Source organism: Proteus sp. G4415 (assembly GCF_963896075.1).
Classification (GTDB): Bacteria; Pseudomonadota; Gammaproteobacteria; order Enterobacterales; family Enterobacteriaceae; genus Proteus; species Proteus mirabilis.
The window spans coordinates 21,035-46,110 of sequence record NZ_CAWQOK010000011.1 but is presented as its reverse complement, the minus strand read 5'-3'; the positions used below and the strand labels follow the sequence as shown (position 1 = coordinate 46,110).

At 37.0% G+C, this 25,076-nt stretch carries 19 protein-coding genes and 2 pseudogenes; 15 read left to right on the top strand and 6 right to left on the bottom strand.

Going from position 1 to position 25,076, the window contains the following annotated elements; translation table 11 throughout:
- The first annotated feature begins 74 nt into the window (after positions 1-74).
- The 5 genes from AACU95_RS01290 (at position 75) to AACU95_RS01270 (ending at position 5,363) form a co-directional block, all read left to right on the top strand.
- Positions 75-557: a hypothetical protein gene (locus tag AACU95_RS01290; RefSeq protein ID WP_004242866.1), complete on the top strand. Its 483-nt coding sequence runs from the start codon at positions 75-77 to the stop codon at positions 555-557.
- A 158-nt stretch (positions 558-715) separates the two neighbouring features.
- Positions 716-1,198 carry a GNAT family N-acetyltransferase gene (locus AACU95_RS01285; protein WP_004248035.1) on the top strand — a complete coding sequence of 161 codons (483 nt, stop codon included), beginning with the start codon at positions 716-718 and terminating at the stop codon, positions 1,196-1,198.
- Positions 1,199-1,390: 192 nt separating this feature from the next.
- Positions 1,391-2,299 carry an AEC family transporter gene (locus AACU95_RS01280; RefSeq protein WP_017628124.1) on the top strand — a complete coding sequence of 303 codons (909 nt, stop codon included), beginning with the start codon at positions 1,391-1,393 and terminating at the stop codon, positions 2,297-2,299.
- Positions 2,300-2,421: 122 nt separating this feature from the next.
- Positions 2,422-3,840 (top strand): hypothetical protein, encoded by a 1,419-nt coding sequence (locus AACU95_RS01275; RefSeq protein ID WP_161737148.1) that lies wholly within the window; start codon positions 2,422-2,424, stop codon positions 3,838-3,840.
- A gap of 71 nt (positions 3,841-3,911) precedes the next feature.
- The gene (locus tag AACU95_RS01270) at positions 3,912-5,363 is read left to right on the top strand and encodes an AMP nucleosidase (protein WP_110229235.1); all 1,452 of its coding nucleotides are present in this window, start codon (positions 3,912-3,914) and stop codon (positions 5,361-5,363) included.
- Positions 5,364-5,445: 82 nt separating this feature from the next.
- On the opposite strand, the gene AACU95_RS01265 is transcribed toward AACU95_RS01270, so the two are convergent.
- Both AACU95_RS01265 and AACU95_RS01260 read right to left on the bottom strand, forming a co-directional pair.
- Positions 5,446-6,438, bottom strand: a complete 993-nt coding sequence (locus tag AACU95_RS01265) for a tyrosine-type recombinase/integrase (protein ID WP_012367910.1) — start codon at positions 6,436-6,438, stop codon at positions 5,446-5,448.
- 307 nt (positions 6,439-6,745) lie between these two features.
- Complete coding sequence (locus AACU95_RS01260; protein ID WP_004242876.1) at positions 6,746-7,783, bottom strand: isoaspartyl peptidase/L-asparaginase family protein; 1,038 nt, start codon at positions 7,781-7,783, stop codon at positions 6,746-6,748.
- A 712-nt stretch (positions 7,784-8,495) separates the two neighbouring features.
- Between AACU95_RS01260 and AACU95_RS01255 the strand changes: the two genes are divergently transcribed.
- The 3 genes and pseudogenes from AACU95_RS01255 to AACU95_RS01245 all read left to right on the top strand — a co-directional run.
- Positions 8,496-9,569 carry an HlyD family secretion protein gene (locus AACU95_RS01255; protein WP_012367911.1) on the top strand — a complete coding sequence of 358 codons (1,074 nt, stop codon included), beginning with the start codon at positions 8,496-8,498 and terminating at the stop codon, positions 9,567-9,569.
- Positions 9,566-12,334 carry a ribosome-associated ATPase/putative transporter RbbA gene (gene rbbA / locus AACU95_RS01250; RefSeq protein ID WP_012367912.1) on the top strand — a complete coding sequence of 923 codons (2,769 nt, stop codon included), beginning with the start codon at positions 9,566-9,568 and terminating at the stop codon, positions 12,332-12,334. Before AACU95_RS01255 ends, rbbA begins: the two co-directional genes overlap by 4 nt.
- Positions 12,335-12,934: pseudogene (locus tag AACU95_RS01245) on the top strand (ABC transporter permease); the annotation flags it as partial.
- On the opposite strand, the pseudogene AACU95_RS01240 reads toward AACU95_RS01245, so the two are convergent.
- Both AACU95_RS01240 and dmsA read right to left on the bottom strand, forming a co-directional pair.
- Positions 12,904-13,350, bottom strand: a pseudogene (locus AACU95_RS01240) (DMSO/selenate family reductase complex B subunit); the annotation flags it as partial. The pseudogenes AACU95_RS01245 and AACU95_RS01240 sit on opposite strands and share 31 nt — an antisense overlap.
- An 11-nt stretch (positions 13,351-13,361) precedes the next feature.
- On the bottom strand, positions 13,362-15,806 hold the full coding sequence (dmsA, locus tag AACU95_RS01235) for a dimethylsulfoxide reductase subunit A (protein WP_017628118.1): 2,445 nt from the start codon (positions 15,804-15,806) through the stop codon (positions 13,362-13,364).
- A gap of 793 nt (positions 15,807-16,599) precedes the next feature.
- Between dmsA and AACU95_RS01230 the strand changes: the two genes are divergently transcribed.
- The 7 genes from AACU95_RS01230 to AACU95_RS01200 all read left to right on the top strand — a co-directional run bounded on the left by AACU95_RS01230 (position 16,600) and on the right by AACU95_RS01200 (position 23,433).
- A complete protein-coding gene (locus AACU95_RS01230; RefSeq protein ID WP_004242894.1) occupies positions 16,600-17,844 on the top strand; it encodes a PfkB family carbohydrate kinase in 1,245 nt (414 codons plus the stop codon).
- The gene (locus AACU95_RS01225) at positions 17,844-18,788 is read left to right on the top strand and encodes a tripartite tricarboxylate transporter substrate binding protein (RefSeq protein ID WP_004242895.1); all 945 of its coding nucleotides are present in this window, start codon (positions 17,844-17,846) and stop codon (positions 18,786-18,788) included. The genes AACU95_RS01230 and AACU95_RS01225 overlap by 1 nt, the downstream gene beginning before the upstream one ends.
- 30 nt (positions 18,789-18,818) lie before the next feature.
- A complete protein-coding gene (locus AACU95_RS01220) occupies positions 18,819-19,253 on the top strand; it encodes a tripartite tricarboxylate transporter TctB family protein (RefSeq protein ID WP_012367913.1) in 435 nt (144 codons plus the stop codon).
- A gap of 18 nt (positions 19,254-19,271) precedes the next feature.
- The gene (locus tag AACU95_RS01215; protein WP_004248045.1) at positions 19,272-20,759 is read left to right on the top strand and encodes a tripartite tricarboxylate transporter permease; all 1,488 of its coding nucleotides are present in this window, start codon (positions 19,272-19,274) and stop codon (positions 20,757-20,759) included.
- A gap of 132 nt (positions 20,760-20,891) precedes the next feature.
- Complete coding sequence (locus tag AACU95_RS01210; RefSeq protein ID WP_017827727.1) at positions 20,892-21,887, top strand: dihydroxyacetone kinase subunit DhaK; 996 nt, start codon at positions 20,892-20,894, stop codon at positions 21,885-21,887.
- Positions 21,887-22,498, top strand: coding sequence for a dihydroxyacetone kinase subunit L (locus tag AACU95_RS01205; protein ID WP_017827726.1), 612 nt, complete (start codon positions 21,887-21,889; stop codon positions 22,496-22,498). Before AACU95_RS01210 ends, AACU95_RS01205 begins: the two co-directional genes overlap by 1 nt.
- Before the next feature lie 23 nt (positions 22,499-22,521).
- Positions 22,522-23,433, top strand: a complete 912-nt coding sequence (locus AACU95_RS01200) for a dihydrodipicolinate synthase family protein (protein WP_004242905.1) — start codon at positions 22,522-22,524, stop codon at positions 23,431-23,433.
- A 94-nt stretch (positions 23,434-23,527) separates the two neighbouring features.
- On the opposite strand, the gene AACU95_RS01195 is transcribed toward AACU95_RS01200, so the two are convergent.
- Positions 23,528-24,499, bottom strand: a complete 972-nt coding sequence (locus AACU95_RS01195) for a threo-3-hydroxy-L-aspartate ammonia-lyase (RefSeq protein WP_087740779.1) — start codon at positions 24,497-24,499, stop codon at positions 23,528-23,530.
- Positions 24,496-24,894, bottom strand: a complete 399-nt coding sequence (locus AACU95_RS01190; RefSeq protein ID WP_004242908.1) for a RidA family protein — start codon at positions 24,892-24,894, stop codon at positions 24,496-24,498. Before AACU95_RS01190 ends, AACU95_RS01195 begins: the two co-directional genes overlap by 4 nt.
- Between the last annotated feature and the right edge of the window lie 182 nt (positions 24,895-25,076).

Genomic DNA, 25,076 nt, shown 5'->3' with positions numbered 1-25,076 from the left:
AGGTTTAGGTAAAAATATTAAGTATATTATATATGATATGAAAGAATACAATTTTAAAATAGAAAGGATTGAATATGAAAACTAAAATAGTTTATCAATGGAAGGAAAAAAGACGGGATAGACTCTCTTTTTTAGGAGCAGAAGTGGTTTTTTCTGTGTTATTTGGTATTGTAAACGGTTTAATATATATGTTATTTATGACCTTGTTACCTGATTCCGTTGAGAATGATCCTGATAAATTATTTTTTTACCAATTCTCTTTTAGTTCTTATGGTATAGTCGAATTCATATTATTAATAGCACAAATCTACGTATTTGCACTTATTTTAACTCAACGAGTAAGAGATTTCGGTTTCAAATATCCTATCACTATTGCACTGATCTTTACCATTGGCACCATGGTCCTTACACCATATCCATTACTTATTTCTTCAGATACAATGGTAATAGTGCGTTTTATTTTATTATTAGGATATGTTATTGCATTATTATTACCATCTTCGAATAATGTTGAGTGTAATAACGATGAAAATAATAAGATAACCATACTAAAATAGTTAACTAATAAGTGAATTATCCTAAGTGTATCAGGCGTAATGGATACACTTAGGACATTATAAAAATAATATTATAATAGTGGTATAAGAAGAAAATATAAAAATAGTGAATAATAACTTCTATAATTGCAATATCTACAGTGACTAATGAGGTTATAATGGAAGGTGTTCAACTTAGGCTTGCGGAGCCTCATGAAGCAAAACGATTATGGTATTTAAGAAATAAAGCGTTACGTTTTGGCTGTCAACATGTCTATCCGCCCGATATATTAGCCGCTTGGACTCCTGATGAAATGCCTGACGGCTATAGACAATCTATTATTAATAATCCTTTCTATGTTATTGATGATAAAAAGTTGTCTATTCCCGTGGCTTCTGGTTTTTTAGATCTTAAAACTGGCTTTGCTGAAGCCATTTTTACATTACCGGAATGCATGGGAAAAGGATATGCAGGACTTATTCTTAAACAGCTACAATATGAAGCTAAACAAAGAAATTTTGTTCAGTTATTTTTAGATGCAACGCCTAATGCGATGCTATTTTATTTAAAACAAGGGTTCACTGTTTTAGAAGAGCGAGAGTACTATTCTAGCTTGGCTCAGGCAAATTTACACTGTTATCGAATGTATATTGATTTATAAAATTTATAAATAGTGCCTTATTGACATAAAAATTATACCTAGCATTATAGAACAGAAAAAGTTGGGCTTAAAATGCGAAAATTTTTTATTTTTATCATTTTTTGAATTAGCTTTTATATTAACAATATCAGTTGGTAATTTTGCTAATGTTACGATATTGTAAATTATGACTATTTTTCTGGGGCAAACACTATGCAAAATGTGTTGTTAACGTTATGGCCTTTATTTGCGTTAATTGCGCTAGGCGCTATTTTAAGAAGAAATAAAGCATTTGAACCCGCATTTTGGGTAGGGGCTGAAAAATTAAATTATTTTTTACTCTTTCCTGCATTACTTCTCAATAGCTTGGCTAATGCTCCTTTATCTGATCCTCAATTACCTCACCTTGCTGGGGCTATTTTCTCAGTAGTCATCATTACCACTATTTTTTGTGTTATTTTAAAAAAAATAACCGGTTGGTCTGCTGGCCGTTTTGGTGCGATCGTTCAAGGCAATATTCGGTTTAACACTTATTTAGGTTTAGCTATTGTCGCTGATTTATTTGGCGTTGAGGGTTTAGGAATAGCTGCTTTGATATTAGCAACTTTGGTTCCTCTATCAAATGTGACTTCAGTGCTTTGTTTAACCGCAGGGCAAAATGTAACTTTTCGTCAATTAATCTTCCCAATTATTAAAAATCCATTAATTATCTCTTGCGTAATAGGGATTGCTATCAATTTATCAGGAATAGGGCTTCCTTTTGGTAGCGATCAGTTTCTAAAATTGTTAGCTGCGACTAGTTTACCTTTAGGGCTTATCTGTATTGGTGCGGCATTACATTTATCAACACTAAAAGCAGAAAGTAAAATGATTAGTATTAACACAGTGACTCGGTTGCTTATTGTACCGATAATTGCATATAGTGTTGCTAATTTTTTAGGTTTGTCTTCATTAGTTATGATGCTTTTAGTCATTTTCTTTTCTATCCCTACAGCCCCAACCTCTTATATTTTAACTCGACAGCTAGGAGGGGATTCTGAGCTAATGGCGGGGATCATTACTTCACAAACCATGCTTGCAGCAATTACCTTGCCGATCGTATTAAGTTTTTTAATTCCATAAATTTAAAGGAAATGCGACTAATATTATTTATTGTGGGTGATTTTTTATAGCATAGTTTCACTAAAAGTGTTCTTCTCTTAAATATAATTTTAATTATTATATGGTTAATTTAAGAGGGAAATATGATGAACGTAAAAATTAATCACAATGATATTTCTAGTTTACAGATATTAAGAATATCACAAGGAGAAAAAACAAAAGATGTGATGTCATTATGGGATAAAATAAAAGACTGGTTCCAATCAAGCAAAAGAGAAAAAGCACTAAAAATAGTTGAAAACATTGTAGTTGAAGAGAAATTTGATGACAAAAACAATTTTAAAATGCTATATCATGTTTTAATGCTAAAAACTATGGCTTCAGATGCATATAAAGAAAGAATAAAAATCAATACTAATGATAATGATAAAAATATTACGATTTCAATAGATAATTATAATATTTCTATAACGGATATAGACAATGAACAACTTAATAAAATGTCAACAATAATTAATGCATTTAATCGGCATTCATTAATTTTTTCTAATGAAATTGCATTGAAATGTCTATATGAAAAGTTAGATAAAAATGAGCTTAATGATCAAATTTTTGCTGAGTTGTATATTGAATTAGATAATAAAATACGTTCTGGTGAAATAGACTTAAAGCTTAATAAAAGTAACTTTAATCAAGTTAACTTTAGTGCTATAAGACAGCTCGTAAGCAAAGCGATAGAAAATGATAATACTAACTTAGATACAGAAAATGATAATGCTAACTTAGAAAATGATAATATTAACTTAGAAAATGATAATGCTAACTTAGAAAATGATAATGCTAACTTAGAAAATGATAATGCTAACTTAGAAAATGATAATGCTAACTTAGAAAATGATAATGCTAACTTAGAAAATGATAATGCTAACTTAAATATAAAAAAGGCACTAATAAAAGATATAAATAGAAATACTTATATTTTCAATGGTAAAGAAATAAAAAGTAAAGATCAAGACGAGGCAATGGAAGAATTTGAAACTTTAACTAAAGATATCTCAGAGAAAAATAAAAAGGCAATTTATTATTTACTAAATCAAGAAGGGATTACCTTAATTAAATCATATAATGATTCTTTTGATTACTACACATTAACAACATCTTTTTCTATGAGTAATGTTGTTAAGCAAGAACAAATTTATAGTATAAAGACTCTTTCTGATGATTTAATTGAATTAAAAATAAAATTTTTTAAAAAAAGTAGCGATAAAATAAATCTAGATATTCCCTTAGCTCAACCATTTGAAAGTAAGTTATATAATTTTATCTATGATATGGTTGCTATTAATAATAATATCGAAATAACTTATGATAAAATTTTAAATGAAAAGATGAACGAGATAATAAAACAACTAAATAATAAAAAACCAAGGCTAGGAGAGCTATTCTCCCATCTATTGAGTCGAAATAAAATCATTAAAGAAGACAGCGTTGATATTACGTTAAAACTAAATAAAGGACAACTAGTCTCATTAGGTGGAGAATGCTCATATAAATTTTATTAATTTTATCCTTTGGTCAAAATAGAGCTTCTTGCTATGATGTGAAAAACGTGAGAATAAGTAGAGGCTCCTTTATGTCACAACCTCATAACCCAGAAATTCAAAAAATTATTAATCAGTTAAAACAGCAATATCAAAATGCTGTTGATGCCTTACGTAATGCTATTATTATGTATGCTCAAGATGGAAAATTACCTGATATAAAACAAAGGGCTGAAGGTCTATTTGCTTATCCACAATTAACCGTACATTGGTATGGTGATGTAAAAATAGAAGATAAAACAAGAGCCTATGGACGTTTATCAAAATTAGGTACTTATTCTACTACTATCACCAATCCAACTTTATTTGAAAATTATTTAACTGAGCAACTGCAACTTATTGCGGATGCTTATCATGTCTCTTTTGAAGTGACGGCCTCAAAACAAGAGATACCATATCCTTTTGTCATTGATGGCACTGGCATTGGTTTTGATCGGTCAATGAGCGCCTCTTTAGCAAAATATTTTCCGACTACCGATCTCTCTAAAATTGGTGATGATATTACCGATGGTTTAATTGATGACAGCGAGCTTTTACCTCTTTCACATTTTGATGCACTACGGACGGATTTTTCTTTGGCTCGTTTAAAGCATTATACCGGAACTTTACCTGAAGATGTGCAACCTTATATTTTATTCACCAATTATAACCGCTATGTGGATGAGTTCGTTCGTTGGGCCTGTGCACAAGTTGCTGATAAAAATAGTCCATATTGTGTACTTTCTTGTGCAGGTTTTCAGCAAATAACCGCCGATACGGTTGATCCGGAAAAATTAATTTCTGATCTGACATGGAAAAAATATCAAATGCCCGCCTATCATTTAATCGCAAAAGAAGGGCCGGGAATAACATTAGTGAATATTGGTGTTGGGCCGTCAAACGCCAAAACAATTTGTGATCATCTGGCGGTTCTACGTCCTCATGTTTGGTTAATGATTGGTCATTGTGGAGGCTTAAGAGAAAGCCAATTATTAGGTGATTACGTTTTAGCTCATGCTTATTTACGAGATGATCATATTTTAGATGCTGTATTACCGCCAGATATTCCTATTCCTAATATTGCTGAAGTTCAGCGTGCACTTTATGATGCCACTAAAGCCATTAGCGGTAAGCCTGGACATGAAATCAAACAACGATTAAGAACAGGAACGGTTGTGACAACAGATGATCGCAATTGGGAATTACGTTTTTCAGCAACATCAAGGCGATTTAGTTTAAGTCGAGCCGTTGCCGTGGATATGGAAAGTGCCACTATTGCCGCTCAAGGTTATCGTTTTCGCGTTCCTTATGGCACTTTGTTATGTGTATCTGATAAACCGTTACATGGTGAAATAAAATTACCGGGTCAAGCTAATCACTTTTATGAAGGTGCGGTATCAGAGCATTTGCAAATAGGTATTCATGCAATTGAGTTATTAAAAGACGAAGAGGATAAATTACATTCTCGTAAATTAAGAACCTTTAATGAGCCGCCATTTAGATAAGCCATAGCTAAAATTAATAAGATGAAAATTTATATACCCAATATCATTGATTGAATTGGGTATATTTTTACAATATAAAAGGCTAAAAACGTAAATGTCGAGCCGCTTTTCTAAGACGATCATCACCACGTCTATCATAGCGCTGTGTAGTCATAATACTGGCATGACCCATGGCATCTTTTACGGTTACAATATCTTCGCCATTATCTAACATTGCAGAGGCAAAAGTGCGTCGCAGATCGTGAGGAGCAAATTTATCAATGCCACTTTCTTGTTGGCGTGTCTCTAAAATATAATAAATGGCTTGGTCTGTTATTCGTTCATCTGTTACATCATCAAAGCGGCGAATACGTGTGAAAAGGGCGCCATCTTGTGCTCCCCTTATTTCATCGATCCATAACTGAACACGCTCCCAAGTATCTTCTGGCATATAGGATATTCTTTCTTTATTACCTTTTCCTCTGACAATAAAAGCTTGATCACGAAATTGAATATGCTCGTAATTAAGCGCAACAATTTCTGAACGGCGTAATCCACAGCCAAGTAGTACACTTAATATGGCCGCATCTCTTAAACCTTTTGAGGAGTGGTCTTTTTCACAACAGCGAAAAAGTGCGCGAATTTCATGTCCAGTAAGCGCTCGACCTTTAGGTAATCGACTGCCTCTTACCGATTTAACTTGGCGAATATGTTGATAGCTTTCTGTATCCATCAATTTCATCGCCCATGCTTCTAAAGCGACACCTTTTAGTGCAGCTAAATAAGTGTTAATCGTGGCGGGTGCTTTATCCGCATCAGATAACATGTCGATAATTGCTTGAATATGGTGGCGGCGAAGTGCTCCCCATTGGCAATGCTTTATTGAAGAGAAGCCAATCATTTTTGCCACGATAGTTAAAAATGATCCCATCGTTTGGCGACTACGTTTAGAACCTAAACTGCGTAAATAAGCCAGTGCAGGGTTAGTTTGTGTCGGAGAGGTGAAAGTTGCATTGAGATCTAATAATGGTTGTTTTTCCGCCAATACAAGTGATGTTTCTGGTGTTATTTCTTGATCGTCGTGGTGAAAATCCACAGCAATTTCCTTATTAAATCAATATAACTATGCTGAATATTCTAACAGATCTAAAAAAGAAAAAAGCTACTTTTTCAAAGGATCATTTTAATAAGTAGAGGCGATCATGTTTGTTTTTAGTGCATAATGTTTGTTTTATAAACGGTTTTGGAGTGCAAAGTGAACAGTGGGTTTTACCCATGAAAGGAATAAAGAGATCAAAATAGGGGGATGATCGTGGAAATGGCTTAATATTATGCCCTTGGTTTATCTGTATTTTTAATAACAGTCGCTAAAAACCAAAGGCATAGTTTTAAAATAATGAAGGTTAATCTTTATAAATGGCGACTAGTGGTTTGCCATCATTACCAATGGTGCCTCGATACATTCCCTCAGAGTTAAAGCTCATCGTGTAGTTTCCAGATTTGTCTAATACGATAACACCACCACTTCCATTTATCGCTTTTACTTCATCAAGTGCATTTTGTGCCGCTTGCTCTAGTGGTAGTTTTTGATATTTAACTTGGGCTGCAATATTAAATGCGGTCAGCGTTCTAATAAACATTTCACCTGATCCTGTTGCCGATACCGCAACCGTTTCATTATCCGCATAATTACCTGCACCGATAATAGGGGAATCGCCCACACGACCATAACGTTTATTGGTCATCCCACCTGTTGATGTTCCCGCCGCTAAATTACCATGTTGGTCTAATGCAACAGCGCCAACAGTGCCGTATTTATAATCATACATCATCGGATCAGCAAAAAGAGCCGCAGTTTTACCATCATGATCTAATACAACTTGTTCTTTTTCTAATGCTTTTTGTAGTTGTTGCCAACGATATTCAGTACGGAAATAACTCGGATCAACGATGGTTAACCCTTGCTCTTTGGCAAAAAGATCAGCTCCTTGAGAAACCATCATCACATGTGGACTTTTTTCCATTACCGCAATCGCGGCATTAATCGGATTTTTTACTGTGGTAACACCAGCAACAGCACCCGCTTTGCGCGTTTTACCATCCATAATAGAAGCATCAAGTTCGTTTCTACCATCGTGAGTAAAAACAGCACCTTTACCTGCATTAAAAAGAGGAGAGTCTTCCATAACATTAATCGATTTTTGTACGGCTTCAATACTGGTGCCTCCACTATTTAAAACAGCATATCCAGCATTTAATGCTTCGGTCAGTTTGGCTTTATATTCTTTTTCTTGTTCTGGGGTGATGGTATCTTTCGTTATTGTACCTGCACCACCATGAATAACGAGGCGGATAGGGGCTTGTGTATTATTAGCTAACGCAGAAGAGGCAAAAAGAGTACAAAGGGTAAGTGTAGCGAGCTTATAGTTAATGTTTTTCATATAAACCTTCTCTTAATCGGATTGAGTTGTGTATTTGCAGGGATGTTATTACTTTAATTGTATATTGTTATTTGATATATAATTATTAACTGCAATAATCACTATATAAAAACTTTACCTAATAAGTGGTCTGATGACAGGCAAAAATAACAAATAATTTTAATTTAAATTAATGCTATAATAATCAAACTGTTATATTTAAGGAGTTTTATGCAATTAATTTAAAATTAAATCTTGCAAATAAAATATTAAAATAAAAGTATGTTGGTTATTATTTATTTTTAACGCTGTTAAATTTATAGCAAAATCAAAAAATAGCTAACTCCATCAACATTAAATATGTGACTTCGATCAATTATCGTAACCAAGTGTTATTATTATATTTTGATTTTAATAAAGCTAATGGATGCTAAATTTTATACATTTTGTGTGTTATCTCGAATAATCAAATTTTGATAGTGTATTATGTGATAAAAGTACTACATTAAATTGACACAACACACTATCATATTCTTATTATATTTTATAATTCATATGGTTAACTTTTGTTTTTCTCTTTTTTATTTTATTTTAATTCGCTTTATATATATAAATGGACTATTTTTAAAGAAGATGAAATAAAATTAAAAATTGTTATTTAACTATTTTCTTACACACAGTAAATCACAAAAAATTGGGTTATTTATGGCAAAAGGAAGGTTAAATAATTTATATGAAAAATCAAAAAACGAATCGTTTTTTTGTTTACGGCATTATTATTGTTGCAATTATTGCAGCAGGTATTTTTTGGTGGAAAACACAATCACCAGCACTCCCTGATGGGTTTGCTCAAAGTAATGGGAGAATTGAAGCTACTGAAATTGATATTTCAACCAAAACACCAGGAAGAATTGACACTATTTTGGTTAAAGAGGGGGATTTTGTTAAAGCGGGTGAAGTGTTGGCAACAATGGATACTCGTACCTTAAAAGAGCAACTTCATGAAGTTCAAGCCCAACTAGAGCAAGCCAAAAGTAGCGTTATGACGGCAGAGTCGGCACTTTCTCAACGTCAAAGTGAGCAAGTTGCAGCGCAGGCGGTTGTTCGTCAGCGTATTGCAGAGCTTGACGCATCAGTAAAACGCCTTAACCGATCTCGAGCATTAGTTAAAACAAAAGCAATTTCCATTCAACAACTGGATGATGATATAGCAAGAACCGAAGGGGCTCGTGCTGCTGTTGAAGCTGCAAAAGCACAAGTGACTGCAACCATTGCGGCAATTGATTCGGCAAAGTCTGGAATTATTCAAGCAAAAACTAAAGTTGATGCAGCAACAGCTACCGAACGACGTATTATGGCTGAGTTGGATGATAGTATCTTAAAAGCTCCTCGTAATGGCCGTGTACAATATCGTGTTGCGGAACCCGGAGAAGTGCTAGGCGCTGGCGGTCGAGTGTTAAATATGGTCGACCTTAGTGATGTGTATATGACATTCTTTTTGCCAACTGAAGCCGCTGGCAAAGCAGCCTTAGGCAGTGATGTCCATATTATTTTGGACGCAGCCCCACATATTGTGATCCCTGCGAAAACGACTTATGTTGCCAGTGTTGCACAGTTTACCCCTAAAACAGTTGAAACTGACAATGAACGTTTGAAGCTAATGTTTCGTGTAAGGGCGAGGATCTCCCCTGAATTACTAGAGAAACACCTTGAATATGTCAAAACAGGTTTACCGGGACGTGCCTATATTCGCTTAGATAATAGCCAACCTTGGCCGACTGATTTAGAGGTGAAATTACCACAATGAGTCAACTAATGAGAACGCAAAGTCATTCTCATATCATTGAATTGACTCATGTATCCCAACATTATGGTGATACCAAAGCACTTGATGATGTGACATTGACTATTCCTGCCGGAAAAATGGTCGGCTTAATAGGCCCGGATGGTGTCGGAAAATCGAGTTTAATTTCTCTTATTTCAGGAGCCAGAGAAATTCAGCAAGGGCAAGTGATAGTACTTAATGGTGATATGAATGATGTTAATCACCGGCGAGCTGTTTGCCCCAAAATTGCCTATATGCCACAAGGGTTAGGTAAAAATCTTTATCACACACTTTCTGTTTTTGAAAACGTCGATTTCTTTGGTCGCTTATTTGGTCAATCCAAACAAGAGCGAGAAGAGCGCATCAATGATTTACTTGAAAGTACGGGGTTAGCGCCTTTTAAGGATAGACCTGCGGGTAAACTATCTGGTGGTATGAAGCAAAAACTGGGGCTTTGCTGTGCATTAATTCATGATCCACAATTGCTGATCCTCGATGAACCCACCACAGGGGTTGACCCATTATCACGGGCGCAATTTTGGGAGTTAATTAATCGTATCCGTAAACGTCAAACCAATATGAGCGTATTGGTTGCGACGGCTTATATGGAAGAGGCTGAGCGTTTTGATTGGCTGGTTGCAATGGATGCAGGTAAGGTTTTAGCCACAGGTCATGCGGAAGAATTAAAGGCGCAAACGGCGACAGATGAATTAGAAGCTGCTTTTATTGAGCTTTTACCGGAAGAAAAACGCAAAAACCATCAAAAAGTGATTATTCCTCCACGGGATAAAAGTGATGACGATATTATCGCCATTGAGGCCAAAGAATTAACAATGCGCTTTGGTCAGTTTGTTGCTGTTGATCATGTCAGTTTTCGTATTCCTAAAGGCGAAATTTTTGGTTTTCTAGGCTCGAATGGTTGTGGTAAATCCACCACCATGAAAATGCTTACAGGTTTACTTGAGGCAAGTGAAGGGCGCGCTTGGTTATTTGGGCAAGAGGTTGATCCAAAAGATATCGAAACCCGTAAACGCGTTGGTTATATGTCGCAAGCATTCTCACTGTATAGCGAATTAACGGTTCGACAAAATTTAGAGCTACATGCCAAACTCTTTCATATCCCAGAACAGGATATTCCTCAACGTATCAAAGAAATGAGTGAGCGTTTTAATTTGACCGATGTGGAAGATATGATGCCTGACGGTTTACCTTTAGGTATTCGACAACGCTTATCGTTAGCGGTGGCAGTGATCCACAAACCAGAAATGCTGATCCTTGATGAACCCACCTCTGGGGTTGACCCTATCGCTCGAGATATGTTCTGGAAGCTGATGGTTGATCTCTCAAGACGTGACGGTGTCACTATTTTTATCTCTACCCACTTTATGAATGAAGCGGCGCGCTGTGACAGAATGTCTCTGATGCATGCCGGAAAAGTGCTAGTGACAGATACTCCGGCTAATTTAGTGAAAAATAGTCAATTTGATACACTAGAAGAAGTATTTATTGATTATTTGAAAAAAGCATCCGGTGAAACAGAAACGCCCGATATTGAAGATAAACAGCTACAATTGCCTGCCTCTAGTGAAGAAAGTGCGGAAAAAGCGTTAAAACAACGATTTAGTTTACGCCGTTTATTTAGTTATAGCATTCGTGAAGGGATGGAATTACGCCGTGACCCAGTACGCCTTACCTTAGCATTACTAGGCACGGTAATATTGATGTTTATTATGGGTTACGGCATCAGTATGGATGTTGAAAACCTACGCTTTGCCATTATGGATAGAGATCAAACAGGGCTAAGTCAGGCTTATAGTCAAAACCTATCAGGCTCTCGCTATTTTATTGAAAAAGCGCCGATTACCGATTATAACCAACTTGAGCGTCGTCTCCGCAGTGGTGATATTACTGTTGCGATTGAAATTCCGCCTAATTTTGCTCGAGATGTTGCTAAAGGACATAAAGTAAAAATAGGGGTTTGGATTGATGGCGCGATGCCAAATCGTGCAGAAACTGTCCGTGGGTATATTCAGGCAATGCATCTAACTTGGATGTTAGATATGGCCATGCGTCAACCTACCAATATGGTTGATCAATTTTCCCCCATTGATATCGAAACCCGTTATCGTTATAACCCTGATGTAAAAAGTTTACCCGCTATAGTACCTGCGGTTATTCCGTTGTTGTTGATGATGATCCCCGCGATGTTAAGCGCCTTGAGTGTGGTACGTGAAAAAGAGCTAGGCTCTATTATTAATTTATACGTTACTCCGGTCACTAAAGCCGAGTTTTTATTAGGCAAACAGATCCCCTATATTTTATTGGGAATGTTTAACTTTTTTATGCTCTGTGCGCTTTCGGTATTTGTTTTTGGTGTCAGTTTTAAAGGAAGCATGTTAACACTCTCATTAGGGGCGTTGCTTTATATCACTATTGCTACGGGAATGGGATTACTGATTTCTTGTTTTATGAAAAGTCAGATTGCGGCTATTTTTGGTACTTCAATTATTACCTTAATTCCTGCTACGCAATTCTCCGGCATGATTGACCCAGTATCATCATTAGAAGGTATTGGTAAATGGATAGGGCATATTTATCCGACTTCTCACTTTCTTACTATCACTCGAGGAACGTTTTCAAAAGGACTTAACTTATTTGATTTGCCTTGGTCTTTTATTCCGTTACTTATCACGATCCCCATTGTGATTGGGCTGAGTGTCTTTTTCTTGAAAAAGCAGGAGGCTTAAATGTGGCATACCGTACAAAATATTTTTAATTTAGGAATAAAAGAGTTACGAAGTTTATCCCGTGATAAGGCGATGCTGGCATTAATTGTGTTTGCCTTTACCGTATCAATATACTCATCGGCTACTGTAACACCGGGCTCATTACACCATGCGCCGATAGCGGTGGCTGATCAGGATAAATCTCAACTTTCGGCCCGTATTGTCAATAGCTTTTATATGCCTTACTTTTTACCCCCTGCAGATATTACACCCGAGCAGATTGATGGTTTATTAGATAGAGGAACTTATACTTTTGCGTTAGATATTCCGCCTAATTTTCAACGCGATCTACTCGCAGGACGTAAGCCAGAAATTCAAGTCAATATTGATGCAACACGGATGAGTCAAGCTTTCTTAGGAAATAGCTATATTCAAAATATCGTTATGGGAGAAGCGAAAACTTTTCTTGCTAAAGAGCGCACTAACGATCCACTGCCTGTGGATTTAGAAGTTAGAATGAGCTTTAACCCAAACTTAACACAATCTTGGTTTGGCTCTGTTATGGCGATAATCAATAACATTACCATGCTATCTATTGTATTAACCGGGGCGGCACTAATTGGCTTTTTGCCTTCAGCAACACGCTCATAACAACCATCACATTTGGTCATGTGGCCTTTGACTTCATCAAACTGCGGTGCACCATAAGGACATGCCATATGGCAATAACGACAGCCTATACACACTTCTTCATTCACCACCACAAAACCATCTTCGCGTTTGTGCATGGCGCCACTTGGACAGACTTTTACGCAAGCCGGATCGTCACAGTGGTTACATGAAATAGATAAGTAGTAAGCAAAAACGTTTTGCGTATACACACCATCTTGCTCGGTCCAATCACCACCGGCATATTCATAAATACGGCGGAAATTGACCTCAGGGGATAAATTTTTAAAATCCTTGCACGCGAGTTCGCAGGTTTTGCAGCCGGTGCAACGACTTGAATCGATATAAAAACCATATTGCGTTGACATAACCAGACTCCTTACGCCTTGACGACTTCAACAAGATTACTGTGAGAAGGATTACCCTTAGCAAGTGGTGAAGGGCGTTGGGTCGTTAACACGTTAATGCAACCTGCATGATCAATACGGTTACTGTCTGGGTTATACCAAGCCCCTTCACTTAATCCCACAACGCCCGGCAAAATACGTGGTGTCACTTTAGCGTTGATACGTACTTCACCGCGATCGTTATAAATACGAACTAAATCGCCGTGTTTGATACCACGTTTTGTAGCATCAACAGGGTTTATCCAAATTTCTTGTGGACAAGCCGCTTTTAATACATCTACGTTGCCATAAGTTGAGTGGGTACGAGCTTTATAGTGAAAACCCGTCATTTGTAATGGGTATTTATCCATAGCAGGGTCGCCATAGCTTTCAAAACCTGCGGAGTAGATTGGCAGTGGATCAATCACATCGTCTGCCGCTAATTCCCATGTCGCTTTAATTTCAGCTAATTGCGAAGAATAAATTTCAATTTTTCCTGATGGCGTTGTCAGCGGATTGTTGAGTGGATCAGCGCGGAATTCACGGTAAGCCACATGATGGCCTTGTGGATCACGTTTTTTAAAGATACCTTGTGCCCGAAATTCTTCAAAGGTAGGCAGTTCTGGTAAATTTTGACGAGATTGCTCATAAAGATGGCGTAACCACTCTTCTTGGGTACGATTTTCGGTAAATTTCTCACCCACCCCCATACGTTTAGCAATTTCGCTGGTCATCTCATAGATATTGCGACTTTCAAAACGTGGCTTAATCGCTTGGTCAGCGAAAATCACGTAAGCCATATTCCCCGCAGAAGCATCCATACAGAAATCCATTTGCTCTGATGCCGTGCAATCTGGCAGTAAGATATCTGCATATTTTGCCGATGCGGTCATATGATTATCGATAACCACAATCATTTCGCATTTTTTATCGTCTTGTAGGATTTCATGAGTACGGTTTATTTCTGAATGTTGGTTAACTAAGCAGTTCCCCGCATAGTTCCAGACCATTTTAATAGGTACATCCAGTTTATCTTTACCTCGCACGCCATCACGTGTTGCGGTCATTTCAGGGCCACGTAAAATAGCATCTGTCCACATAAACATAGAAATACTGGTCGTGACAGGGTTAGTTAAGGTTGGCATACGGACAAAAGGAATGCTGTAAGAGCCTTCACGGGCACCGGTATTGCCCCCATTTATTCCCACATTACCTGTTAAGATAGCGAGCATTGCAATAGCGCGAGAGGCTAATTCGCCATTTGAACGGCGTTGTGGGCCCCAACCTTGAGTAATATAAGCCGGCTTAGCACCGGCGATTTCACGGGCTAATTTAACAATACGTGCCGCGGGAATGCCGGTAATTTGTGCTGCCCATTCTGGGGTTTTGGGTTGACCATCTGCGCCATCACCTAAAATATAGGCTTTATAGTGGGCGTTTTTAGGTGCCCCTTCTGGCATCGTGGTTTCGTCGTAACCTACGCAGTATTTATCTAAGAAGGGTTTATCGACTAAATCTTCTTTGATCATGACATAAGCTAACGCATTAACTAAGGCTGCATCAGTACCTGGACGAATGGGGATCCACTCATCCTCACGACCTGCACCAGTATCAGTATAGCGAGGATCAATAATTATCATGCGAGCATCTGATTTTTCACGAGCTTGCTCAACATAATAAGTTACACCACCGCCACTCATACGTGTTTCGCCGGGATTATTACCAAACATAACAACCAATTTAGTATTTTCGATGTCTGAAGGACTATTGCCGTCAGCCCATCCCCCGTAGGTGTAATTTAAGCCTGCCGCGATCTGCGCAGTACTATAATCGCCATAATGGTTGAGATAACCACCACAGCAATTCATTAAACGGGCAATAAGGGTTGCTCCTGGTGGCCAAGATTTTGTCATGGTGCCACCGAGGGTGCCTGTACCGTAATTTAGATAAATAGATTCATTGCCATAATCTTTTATCAGGCGTTTCATGGTGTCGGAAATAGTATCAAAGGCTTCATCCCAAGAGATACGTTCAAATTTACCTTCACCACGTTTACCTACGCGTTTCATGGGATAACGTAAGCGATCTGGATTATAAACACGTCGACGCATAGAGCGACCACGTAAGCAAGCTCGTACTTGATGGAACTCGTCGTAAACGTCATTGCCGGTATTGTCTGTTTCAACGTACTTAATTTCGCCATCAACGACATGCATACGCAATGGACAACGACTACCGCAATTGACGGTACATGCACTCCAGACAACTTTTTCTTTATTGGTAGATGTCGGCGCTGTTTGCTCCGAAGCCATGGCTTGGCTAAAGGGGAGAGATAATCCACCTGCCGTTGCAACTAATCCACCAGCAGCTCCCACTTTGACAAAGCGTCGGCGAGATAGGGGGGTGGAAAGTAACGTCATCTCTTTGATGTTTTTCATACATTACTCACTTAATTATATTTTTAAGAAGAAAAATAAAGAGCTTATATAGAAATTATTGTTATCATTTTTGTTAATAAATAAGCACGCTAACGTAAGATAATAAAACCCAACTGTTAATGTGGATATTACTTACTTATAAAAAGTGGTAGTTGCTTTACATCAAAGAAACATGATTTATTACGAAGGTTATCAATTGTCGCTGTTTTCTTAACCCTATGTATTATTTAAAATTAATCAATTGATTAACATTGATATATAATTTAATACATATCGATTAATAAGAAAAAATAAACTAAATAACTAAAATAGCCTAATAAAGTCCAATTTATAATGTGTAATATACAGAATCATTAACTCATTATTTTTATCAATGATTACATCTGTGTTTTTTTTATTATTGTTATTTAACAAGTGTCATTTGATATCGAGTAAACATTAAAAAAACGTCGGTTAGCTTGAACTGCGTATCAATAATCTCTTATGTAATAAAACAAATAAACCTTCATTTAACATGGTATTTACAAAATAAGCTGTTCTAAAATAGAACATTGAAAATCAATGCACTTATAATAGACTGATTTTTCTTACGCTTAACAAACTGCTCATCAGATAAAGATTCGTTTCATCTCTCATTTTCCAGCTATCACAATTGAATTACTGTTAAAAAAATGTGATCTAAGTTGTTCGGATTTGGTTTTGCTTCCGTTTTTGGTTTTTTGTTTTGAATGTTATCGCAAAATCATCGGCTGGATATCCTTATTCTCGTATTAATGATACGGAGGCACTTTATATGTTTTCAGAAGAAAGACGACAGGAAATCTATAGCATTATTAGGGAACAGAAAAAAGTTAAAGTGGCTCAGCTAGCGGAAAGATTCAACGTCACATTAGAAACGATCCGCAGTGATTTGAAATACCTCGAAAATGAAGGGTTGATCAAACGTTGTCATGGTGGCGCCATACTAGGGAAACAAGAAATAAAAAAGATCAGTAAATTTAGTGATAGTTTTGATATCTCATGCTTACTACACGATTTATTGATCGTCAAAGAACATAAAAAGAAAACACCAGAAGGTAAAGTGTGTGTATTAGGCTCTTTTGTGGTGGACATTATTGCTAATGTTGATGCATTTCCTCGTGTAGGGGAATTGGTAAATTCAAAAGGAAACTCAATAGGTCCGGGTGGAAAAGGGACGAATCAAGCCATTTCTGCCAGTTTTTCTGATGCAAAAGTACATTTAATTACCAAAGTCGGTGAAGATCATTTTAGTAAGTACGCTTATAAATATTTGCAAGAGAGTGGTATTGATTCATTTACTATTTTTCAAACAGAAATAGAGCCGACAGGTAGCTCAATTAGCTATTTAGCAGATAAAACCCAAAATAATATTACGGCTACCTATTTAGGCGCAAATAACACTTTTACCCTGCAAGAGGTCGATATCTCACTGCCTTATATTAGTGAAGCTGACGTGTTATTACTGCAAGGGGAAATTAATATTGATGCTAATGTGAAAGCCGCTTCTTTTGCTCATTCTATTAATAAAACCGTCATACTTAATGTCGCTCCGTATAGCGATGATTTAAAACAACTTTATTTATATGTAGATTTTATTACGTTAAACGCTTACCAAGCTTCAGATTGGTCAGGTATTGAAATTAATACGATTAATGATGCCAAGCAAGCCGTAGAGATTATTGCCGGTAACGAAAAGAAAAAAGTGATTATCTACATAGATGAATTAGGCGTGGTGTATTTTGATGGGAGGAATACTTTTCATATTCCGCCACTACCTTCTCTACGTGTTGATACGATGGCAGCAACAGATGCTTTTAATGGTGCATTTGCCTCAAAAATAGCCGCAGGAGGCACAATGCCAGAAAGTGTTTTATTTGCTAGTGCTTTCTTGTCTGCATTTATAGAACAAAAAGGGGTGACTTCAATGCCTTCACTGTCACAAGTACAAGCACGTCTTAAATTAAGAATTGAAGATATTCGACCACAAGTAATCTGCAATGAGAAAAGGTGCATATAATGAAAAAAACTCTCTTAGCTCTGACCCTATGCAGTTCTGTTTTTACTGTTCCTGCTTTTGCACAATGGCCTGAAAAACCTATTACGATTATTGTTCCTTGGGCTGCTGGTGGCAATACCGATACCGTTGCTCGTTTAGCAGCAAAAGGATTACAAGAAGAATTAGGTGTGACGGTTAATGTCGTTAATAAGACCGGAGGAAGTGGCGTTGTTGGACATGATGCTATTAAAAATGCCAAGCCAGATGGTTACACATTAGGTATTGCCACGGTTGAAATTGCGATGATGCATCATCAGGGGATGACTAATTTAACCTATCAAGATTATACCCCGATCACACGTTTAGCGGTAATCTACGGTGGATTACAAGTTGCAAAATCATCGCCTTTTAATAATGCACAAGAAATTATCGATTATGCCAAAGCCAACCCAGGAAAATTAAAAGCGTCAGGGAGTGGATTAAACTCTATCTGGCATCTTAATAATATTGGCATGTTACGTGCAGCAGGTTTACCTGATAACGCAATCCGCTTTATTCCTTCCCAAGGAGCTAGTGCTGCATTACAAGAGTTAGCTTCAGGGGGCGTTGATATTGTAACGTCTTCATTAGGTGAGGCTGACAGTATGGTCAAAGCCGGATTAGTCAAACATATGGCCATTATGTCTAATGAAAAATCGGCATTTTATCCTGATGTTCCTCTCTTTAAAGAAGCAACAGGTTATGATTGGGATTTACAAGCATGGAATATGTTAGTTGCCCCTAAAGGGCTTGATAAAGAAGCACAAGATAAGCTTACCGCAGCAATGAAGAAAGTTTATGCTTCAGGTGAATTAGCTGAATTTGCTAATAAACAAGGATTTGAAGTCATTGAATTGTATGGTGATGATGCGACACAATTTATGGCCAATGAAGATAAAAAGTTTGGCGAAATTATAAAAAAATAACTGAGGAAACGGCTGATAATAGCCGTTTTTATGCCTATGCTAAATCGTCATATATTATCATTTATATTTTGCCTATTTGGATTATTTCTTATTATTTATAGCGCCTATTCATTAGGTGATTTTAGTGAATATGGTGCGGCTTTTATGCCTTCACTAATTGGTGGAGGAATGATTGTTTTTTCATTATTAGATATTTTTGCAAAAAAGCAGCAAATGGATACACCTTTGGTGACATGGCATGAAATAAAATTTGTGTTATTAATTATTGGTATCATTCTATTTTATGTGTTTTTTGCTGAATACCTTGGTTTTATTGTTACGGGATTTATTGTTATTGCACCATTAATGATGAAATACGCAAAAGTAAAACCGATATTTAGTTTTATTATTTCTGCTGGAATTGTATTAGGCGTTTACTATTTATTTACCGCTGTACTGTTAGTACCGCTACCTCAATTATTTTAATAAATAGAGAAAAACAGTATGGATATATTTATTAGCGCATTAGCTTATATTGATTACACGACAATACTTGTTGTCATAGGCGCTTGCTTATTTGGTTTATTTGTTGGAGCAATTCCGGGATTAACATCAACCATGGCAATTGCTTTAATGGTGCCTTTTACTTTCTTTCTTGATCCAATTCCTGCATTAGCACTGATGATCTCCGTAGGTGCATCCTCGATATTTGCCGGCGATATTCCAGGGGCATTATTAAATATTCCCGGAACACCCGCCTCTGCAGCTTATACTAACGATGCCCATACATTGGTTAAAGAAGGTAAAACTAATCGTGTATTAGGGATGTCATTAACAAGCTCCGTTATTGGTGGGGTGATCGGCACAATTATTTTAGCGTCAACCGCTCCGTTGTTAGCCGAGTTTGCACTTAAATTTAGCTCTTACGAATATATGTGGCTTACTTTAATTGGATTAAGCTGCGCCACTATTGTTTCTGGCGCTCAAATTAGAAAAAGTTTGCTAGCACTGTTTTTCGGTATTGCTTTAGCCACTATTGGCTACGATGAATTTACAGGACAAGCCCGTTTTACCTTTGGTGAAGTCTCTTTAATGCAAGGTGTTAGTTTTATTCCCGCCATGATAGGGCTATTTGCTATCTCTGGTGCGATTAAATATTACGTCGATCGCTGGAAAGAAAAGCAAATTAAATTAGCAGTTAATACAGATAATAGCTCATATAATATTTTTAAAGGGGTGGGAAAGGTTGTTTGCCAACGTAAAGGGGGCATTTTCCGTAGTGGTATTATTGGTACATTGATAGGTGCTTTACCCGGTGCTGGTGCCGATATCGCTGCGTGGATCTCTTATGCAGTATCTAAAAAATTATCAAAAAAACCGCAAAAGTATGGGCAAGGCTCAGAAGAAGGTATTGTTGATGCATCAGCAAGTAATAATGCTAGTTTAGCAGGAAGTTGGATACCTTCATTGGTTTTTGGTATTCCCGGTGATTCTGCGGCAGCTATTATCATTGGTGTATTGTATATGAAAGATATGCAACCTGGACCAACTCTCTTTTTATTTAATCCAGATAAACTGTACGCCGTTTTTATCATTTTCTTTATTGCGAATTTAATCTTATTACCTATAGCTTTTATTGTTGTTAATTTTTTAAAGAAAATTGTTGCTATTGATAATGCAATTCTTTATCCAGCAATTATTTTATTTAGTATTGTCGGTTCATTTGCTATTACTAATACGATGTCATCCATTGTGGTTATGATGGTGATGGGAGTTATCGGCTATTTTCTTCAACAGCGTAACTTTCCAATCTCACCGATTATATTAGGGATGATTTTAGGACCGATGCTAGAGAAGAATTTACTTTCTTCGTTGATGAAATCGGACGGAGAGCTAATTAATTTTGTTAATAGACCTATTTCAATTGTATTAGCCAGTGTTTTCCTATTAATTGTCGCTATGCAAATTAGGAGCGCATTTAAAACCAAATAACTAATAAGCTATTTATTATTTTCAAAAATATACACATATTCTATCCAATACCAGGGAAAATGCTTCTTAAATAATTAATTTTTAATTTAAGAGGGCAATATCCGTAGATAAATAAAAATATCGGGTGTTTTTATGAAAAAGATATTAAATAAACCAGAAAATTATGTTGATGAAACATTAGCTGGCTTATGCCTTGCACATAATGATATTTATCGTCAACCACAACCACGTTTAATTACGCGAGCTAACAGCTCAGATAAAGCTAAAGTGGGAATTGTTACTGGCGGAGGATCAGGGCACCTTCCCGTTTTCACCGGATATGTAGGTGAAGGTTTATTAGATGCCGCCGCAGTCGGTGATGTATTTGCCTCACCGTCAGCAGATCTAATGGCTGATGCGATACGCGCTGCGGATAATGGGCAGGGGGTATTACTGCTCTATGGTAATTATGGTGGCGATATTATGAATTTTGATATGGCTTCTGAAACGGTAGATTTTGAAGATAATATTCGATGTACAACGGTGTTAGCGACAGATGATATTGCTTCTGCAACACCAGAAGAAGCGCATAAACGTCGTGGTGTGGCTGGAATGATTTATGGTTTTAAAATGGCAGGGGCCAAAGCTCAAGAAGGGGCAACTCTTGATGAGGTGACCCGCATTGCTCAAAAAACCATGGAAAACACGCGAACAATAGGCTGTGCCTTAACATCTTGCACCTTACCCGCTGTTGGACATCCTACCTTTGAAATAGCTGACGATGAAATGGAAATGGGAATGGGGATCCACGGTGAACCAGGAATTTGGCGCGATAAATTACGTAGTGCAGATGATATTGCTGAAGAAATGTTTCAACGTTTACAAGCCGAATTATCACTAAAAAAGGGTGATAAAGTCTCAGTATTAGTCAACTCGTTAGGTGCAACGCCTTTAGAAGAACTCTATATTTTATATAATAAAGTTGTTCAACTTATTGATAATACAGGGGCGACTATCATTCATCCATTAGTCGGACGTTATGCAACATCAATGGAAATGACCGGTGCTAGCTTAACTTTTTGTAAACTTGATGATGAGCTTGAAGCTTTATTGAATGCACCTGCTCACTGTGCATTTTGGAGAGTGTGATGATGACTAATATTACACTCGATAATATAAAACTTGCTGTACAACGTATCGCGATTGCCTGTGAACAGTCTCAAAATAGACTATGTGAAGCAGATAGCCAACTTGGTGACGGTGATTTAGGGGTAACCATGCAAAAAGGATGGCGACAAATTGCTAACGATGCCCAAGATTGGCCTGATGATTTAAGTAAAGCGCTTTTTCAATGCAGCAAATCATTACAAAAAGCCTGTGCGTCTTCTTTTGGTACTTTGCAAGCAACGGCTTTTATGGCAATGGCCAAATATTGCAAAGAAAACCACCTGCAAGAAATAGCGCTTGCCGATATTTCCCCACTATTGACGGTCGCATACCAAAGCATGATGGCGAGAGGAAAAGGGGAATTAGGGCAAAAGTCAGTATTAGATATTCTTTATCATTTATCTGAAGATCTAGCGTCGATCTCATCTCTGACTGAACTAAAACCCACTGCTTTAAAAAGTATTAATAATACGCTAAATGAATTTCGCCCTAAGCCTAATTTATTGGGACGTGCCCGTATGTTCCCAGAAAAATCGATAGGATTAGACGATCCCGGAATGTTAGCGATTAACGTTATTGTTGAAGCAATTTGATTGAATAAATAAAAGGCTCTTACATGAAAAAATTATTTGGCGTTACAGTGGCGATGGTTACTCCGTTTGATTCAAATGATCATGTGGACATCAACGCGTTGTCTGCATTAACTAATATGTTGATCACTAAAGGTGTTGATTGTCTTTATCCTTGTGGCACGACCGGAGAAATGTTGCGTTTATCCGCATCAGAGCGTAAAAGTGTGGCGCAAACCGTAGTAGAGACGGCAAATAAACGTTTACCTGTTTTTATTCATGTTGGCGCAATGACGGTAACAGAAACCATTGAACTCGCCAAACATGCTGTAGAAATTGGTGCCGATGGTATTGGTGTAGTGACGCCACAATTTTTTGCTGCCACAGACAGAGAATTAGAGCACTATTTTGTGACTATCGCCAATAGCGTACCAGAGAATTTCCCAATCTATCTTTATAACATTCCACAATGTGCGGCTAATAATATCAAGCCTGAATTAGCGGCTAAAATTCAGCAACAATGCAAAAATGTGATTGGTATAAAATACAGTTTTGCCGATAACAATACGACACTTGGCTATTTAGCGGTTACAGATAATTTTTCAGTACTTCATGGCTACGATAAATTATTCCTTGGTTTATTAGATGCAGGCTGTGATGGCACAGTTTCAGGATGTGCCTGTGTTTTCCCTGAGCCATTTGTGAATATGTATCAAGCCTATATTACGGGTAATTATCAAGAAGCGAAGCACTGGCAACAATTTTGTGTGAAATTTAGTGATGCTTTGAAATCAGGCGCGAACATGGCGATATTTAAGTCAGCATTAACTATGCGTGGCTTAAATGGTGGTCATATGCGTTTACCTCAACTTGATTTATTACCTGAAGAAAACCAACAATTGAAAGAAGATCTAACGCAATTATGCAAAGAAGCGGGGATCGCTTTTTCAATTAATTAACAGAGACTCAGCTTCAAAATATCTTTATTATATTAAGCAGTATAAAAAACAAGCTATACTGCTTTTTTATAATAAATAACATCTATTTATTCAATTATTTTTGTGATAAAAAATGACCATATTTCATAATATCGACATTGCCACCACTGATAATAATGCCAATTTTTTTGCCTTTTAACTTATCACCAAATTGACGAGCTGCAGCTAAACTTAAACAGCCTGTAGGCTCTACAATGATTTTCATTCTCTGAGCATAAAATTGCATAGCAGAAATTAGTTCTTCATCTGTTGCTGTTAAAATATCGTCTACGTTGTTGCGAATGATCTCAAAAGTATAATCGCCTAAATGCTGAGTTTGTGCGCCATCTGCAATAGTTTTTGGCGTATCAATATAAATTATCTCACCTTTGCGTAATGATTGTTGTCCGTCATTTCCCGCTAAAGGCTCAACACCAAAAATTCTACAATGTGGCGAAAGGGCTTTGGTTGATAATAATGAACCTGAAAGTAAACCACCTCCCCCTAAGGGAACAAACAGCATATCTAACTCACCAACTTCCTCGAATAACTCTTTAGCTGCAGTACCTTGACCGGCAATAACGTGAGGATGATCGTAAGGTGGTATTAAAGTTAATCCTTCTTCTTGAGCAAGTTTTTGTCCTATCTCTTCGCGATCTTGTGTATAACGGTTATATAGAATGACTCTACCACCATAACCTTTTGTTGCTTGCATCTTAGCGGTGGGGGCATCTTCAGGCATGATAATTGTAGCTGGAATACCTAATAATTTTGCCGATAGTGCAATAGCTTGAGCATGATTACCTGATGAAAAAGTTATCACACCATTTTTGCGTTGTTCGCCCGTAAATTGTGATAATGCATTCATTGCTCCGCGAAATTTAAAAGCGCCTATGCGCTGAAAGTTTTCGCATTTAAAATAGAATTGAGCACCCGTTAACTCATTAATAGTGCGAGAGGTTAAGATAGGTGTTTTATTAAGATATGGCAAAATACGTTGATGTGCTTCAACCACATCTGGGTAAGTAGGAAGCGCTAATTTATTCATAAAGTTTGCTCCTTGATCACCATGGCTTCAATTTCAATTTTACTGCCAAAATGAAGCTCTTTTACGCCCGCGACTAATCTGGCCGGTTTATGCTCACCAATCCATTTTGCATATAACTCATTGACAACAGGCCATTCGTTAATGTCTGTAATATACATCTTAACTTGGGCAATATCGGTTTTTTGTGCTTTTATTCCTATAAGGCAAGCGTTTAAATTTTCAAGCACTTGATTAATTTGAAATTCAATAGGTTTATCCGTTAATGGCACGCCGTTTTTATCTAAAGGTAATAGGCCTGAAATAAAGGACATATTATTGGCTGTAACAACATGAGAGTAGTGACCCCCTGGCGATGTAAGAGCTTCAATATTTTGCATCACAAGATGTGAACTCATAGTATTTTCCTATTTCACTCTGGTTAGATTAAATGTATAACAACTTATACATTATGTCTAACTCTAGATCAATAGTGTAGTTTTAGCTAGTAAATCAAATAATAAATACGAGGAAATTGACGATAGCTATGATAGCTATATAGAAAGTAGTTATTAGCAAGGTAAAATTAATCGCCACTGTT

What these genes read in the sequence shown, in the direction of transcription:
- AACU95_RS01290 (WP_004242866.1), top strand. Translation starts at nt 75, where the DNA reads ATGAAAACTAAAATAGTTTATCAATGGAAGGAAAAAAGACGGGATAGA.
- AACU95_RS01285 (WP_004248035.1), top strand. Translation starts at nt 716, where the DNA reads ATGGAAGGTGTTCAACTTAGGCTTGCGGAGCCTCATGAAGCAAAACGA.
- AACU95_RS01280 (WP_017628124.1), top strand. Translation starts at nt 1,391, where the DNA reads ATGCAAAATGTGTTGTTAACGTTATGGCCTTTATTTGCGTTAATTGCG.
- AACU95_RS01275 (WP_161737148.1), top strand. Translation starts at nt 2,422, where the DNA reads ATGATGAACGTAAAAATTAATCACAATGATATTTCTAGTTTACAGATA.
- AACU95_RS01270 (WP_110229235.1), top strand. Translation starts at nt 3,912, where the DNA reads ATGTCACAACCTCATAACCCAGAAATTCAAAAAATTATTAATCAGTTA.
- AACU95_RS01260 (WP_004242876.1), bottom strand. Translation starts at nt 7,783, where the DNA reads ATGAAAAACATTAACTATAAGCTCGCTACACTTACCCTTTGTACTCTT.
- AACU95_RS01255 (WP_012367911.1), top strand. Translation starts at nt 8,496, where the DNA reads ATGAAAAATCAAAAAACGAATCGTTTTTTTGTTTACGGCATTATTATT.
- rbbA (WP_012367912.1), top strand. Translation starts at nt 9,566, where the DNA reads ATGAGTCAACTAATGAGAACGCAAAGTCATTCTCATATCATTGAATTG.
- dmsA (WP_017628118.1), bottom strand. Translation starts at nt 15,806, where the DNA reads ATGAAAAACATCAAAGAGATGACGTTACTTTCCACCCCCCTATCTCGC.
- AACU95_RS01230 (WP_004242894.1), top strand. Translation starts at nt 16,600, where the DNA reads ATGTTTTCAGAAGAAAGACGACAGGAAATCTATAGCATTATTAGGGAA.
- AACU95_RS01225 (WP_004242895.1), top strand. Translation starts at nt 17,844, where the DNA reads ATGAAAAAAACTCTCTTAGCTCTGACCCTATGCAGTTCTGTTTTTACT.
- AACU95_RS01220 (WP_012367913.1), top strand. Translation starts at nt 18,819, where the DNA reads ATGCCTATGCTAAATCGTCATATATTATCATTTATATTTTGCCTATTT.
- AACU95_RS01215 (WP_004248045.1), top strand. Translation starts at nt 19,272, where the DNA reads ATGGATATATTTATTAGCGCATTAGCTTATATTGATTACACGACAATA.
- AACU95_RS01210 (WP_017827727.1), top strand. Translation starts at nt 20,892, where the DNA reads ATGAAAAAGATATTAAATAAACCAGAAAATTATGTTGATGAAACATTA.
- AACU95_RS01205 (WP_017827726.1), top strand. Translation starts at nt 21,887, where the DNA reads ATGATGACTAATATTACACTCGATAATATAAAACTTGCTGTACAACGT.
- AACU95_RS01200 (WP_004242905.1), top strand. Translation starts at nt 22,522, where the DNA reads ATGAAAAAATTATTTGGCGTTACAGTGGCGATGGTTACTCCGTTTGAT.
- AACU95_RS01195 (WP_087740779.1), bottom strand. Translation starts at nt 24,499, where the DNA reads ATGAATAAATTAGCGCTTCCTACTTACCCAGATGTGGTTGAAGCACAT.
- AACU95_RS01190 (WP_004242908.1), bottom strand. Translation starts at nt 24,894, where the DNA reads ATGAGTTCACATCTTGTGATGCAAAATATTGAAGCTCTTACATCGCCA.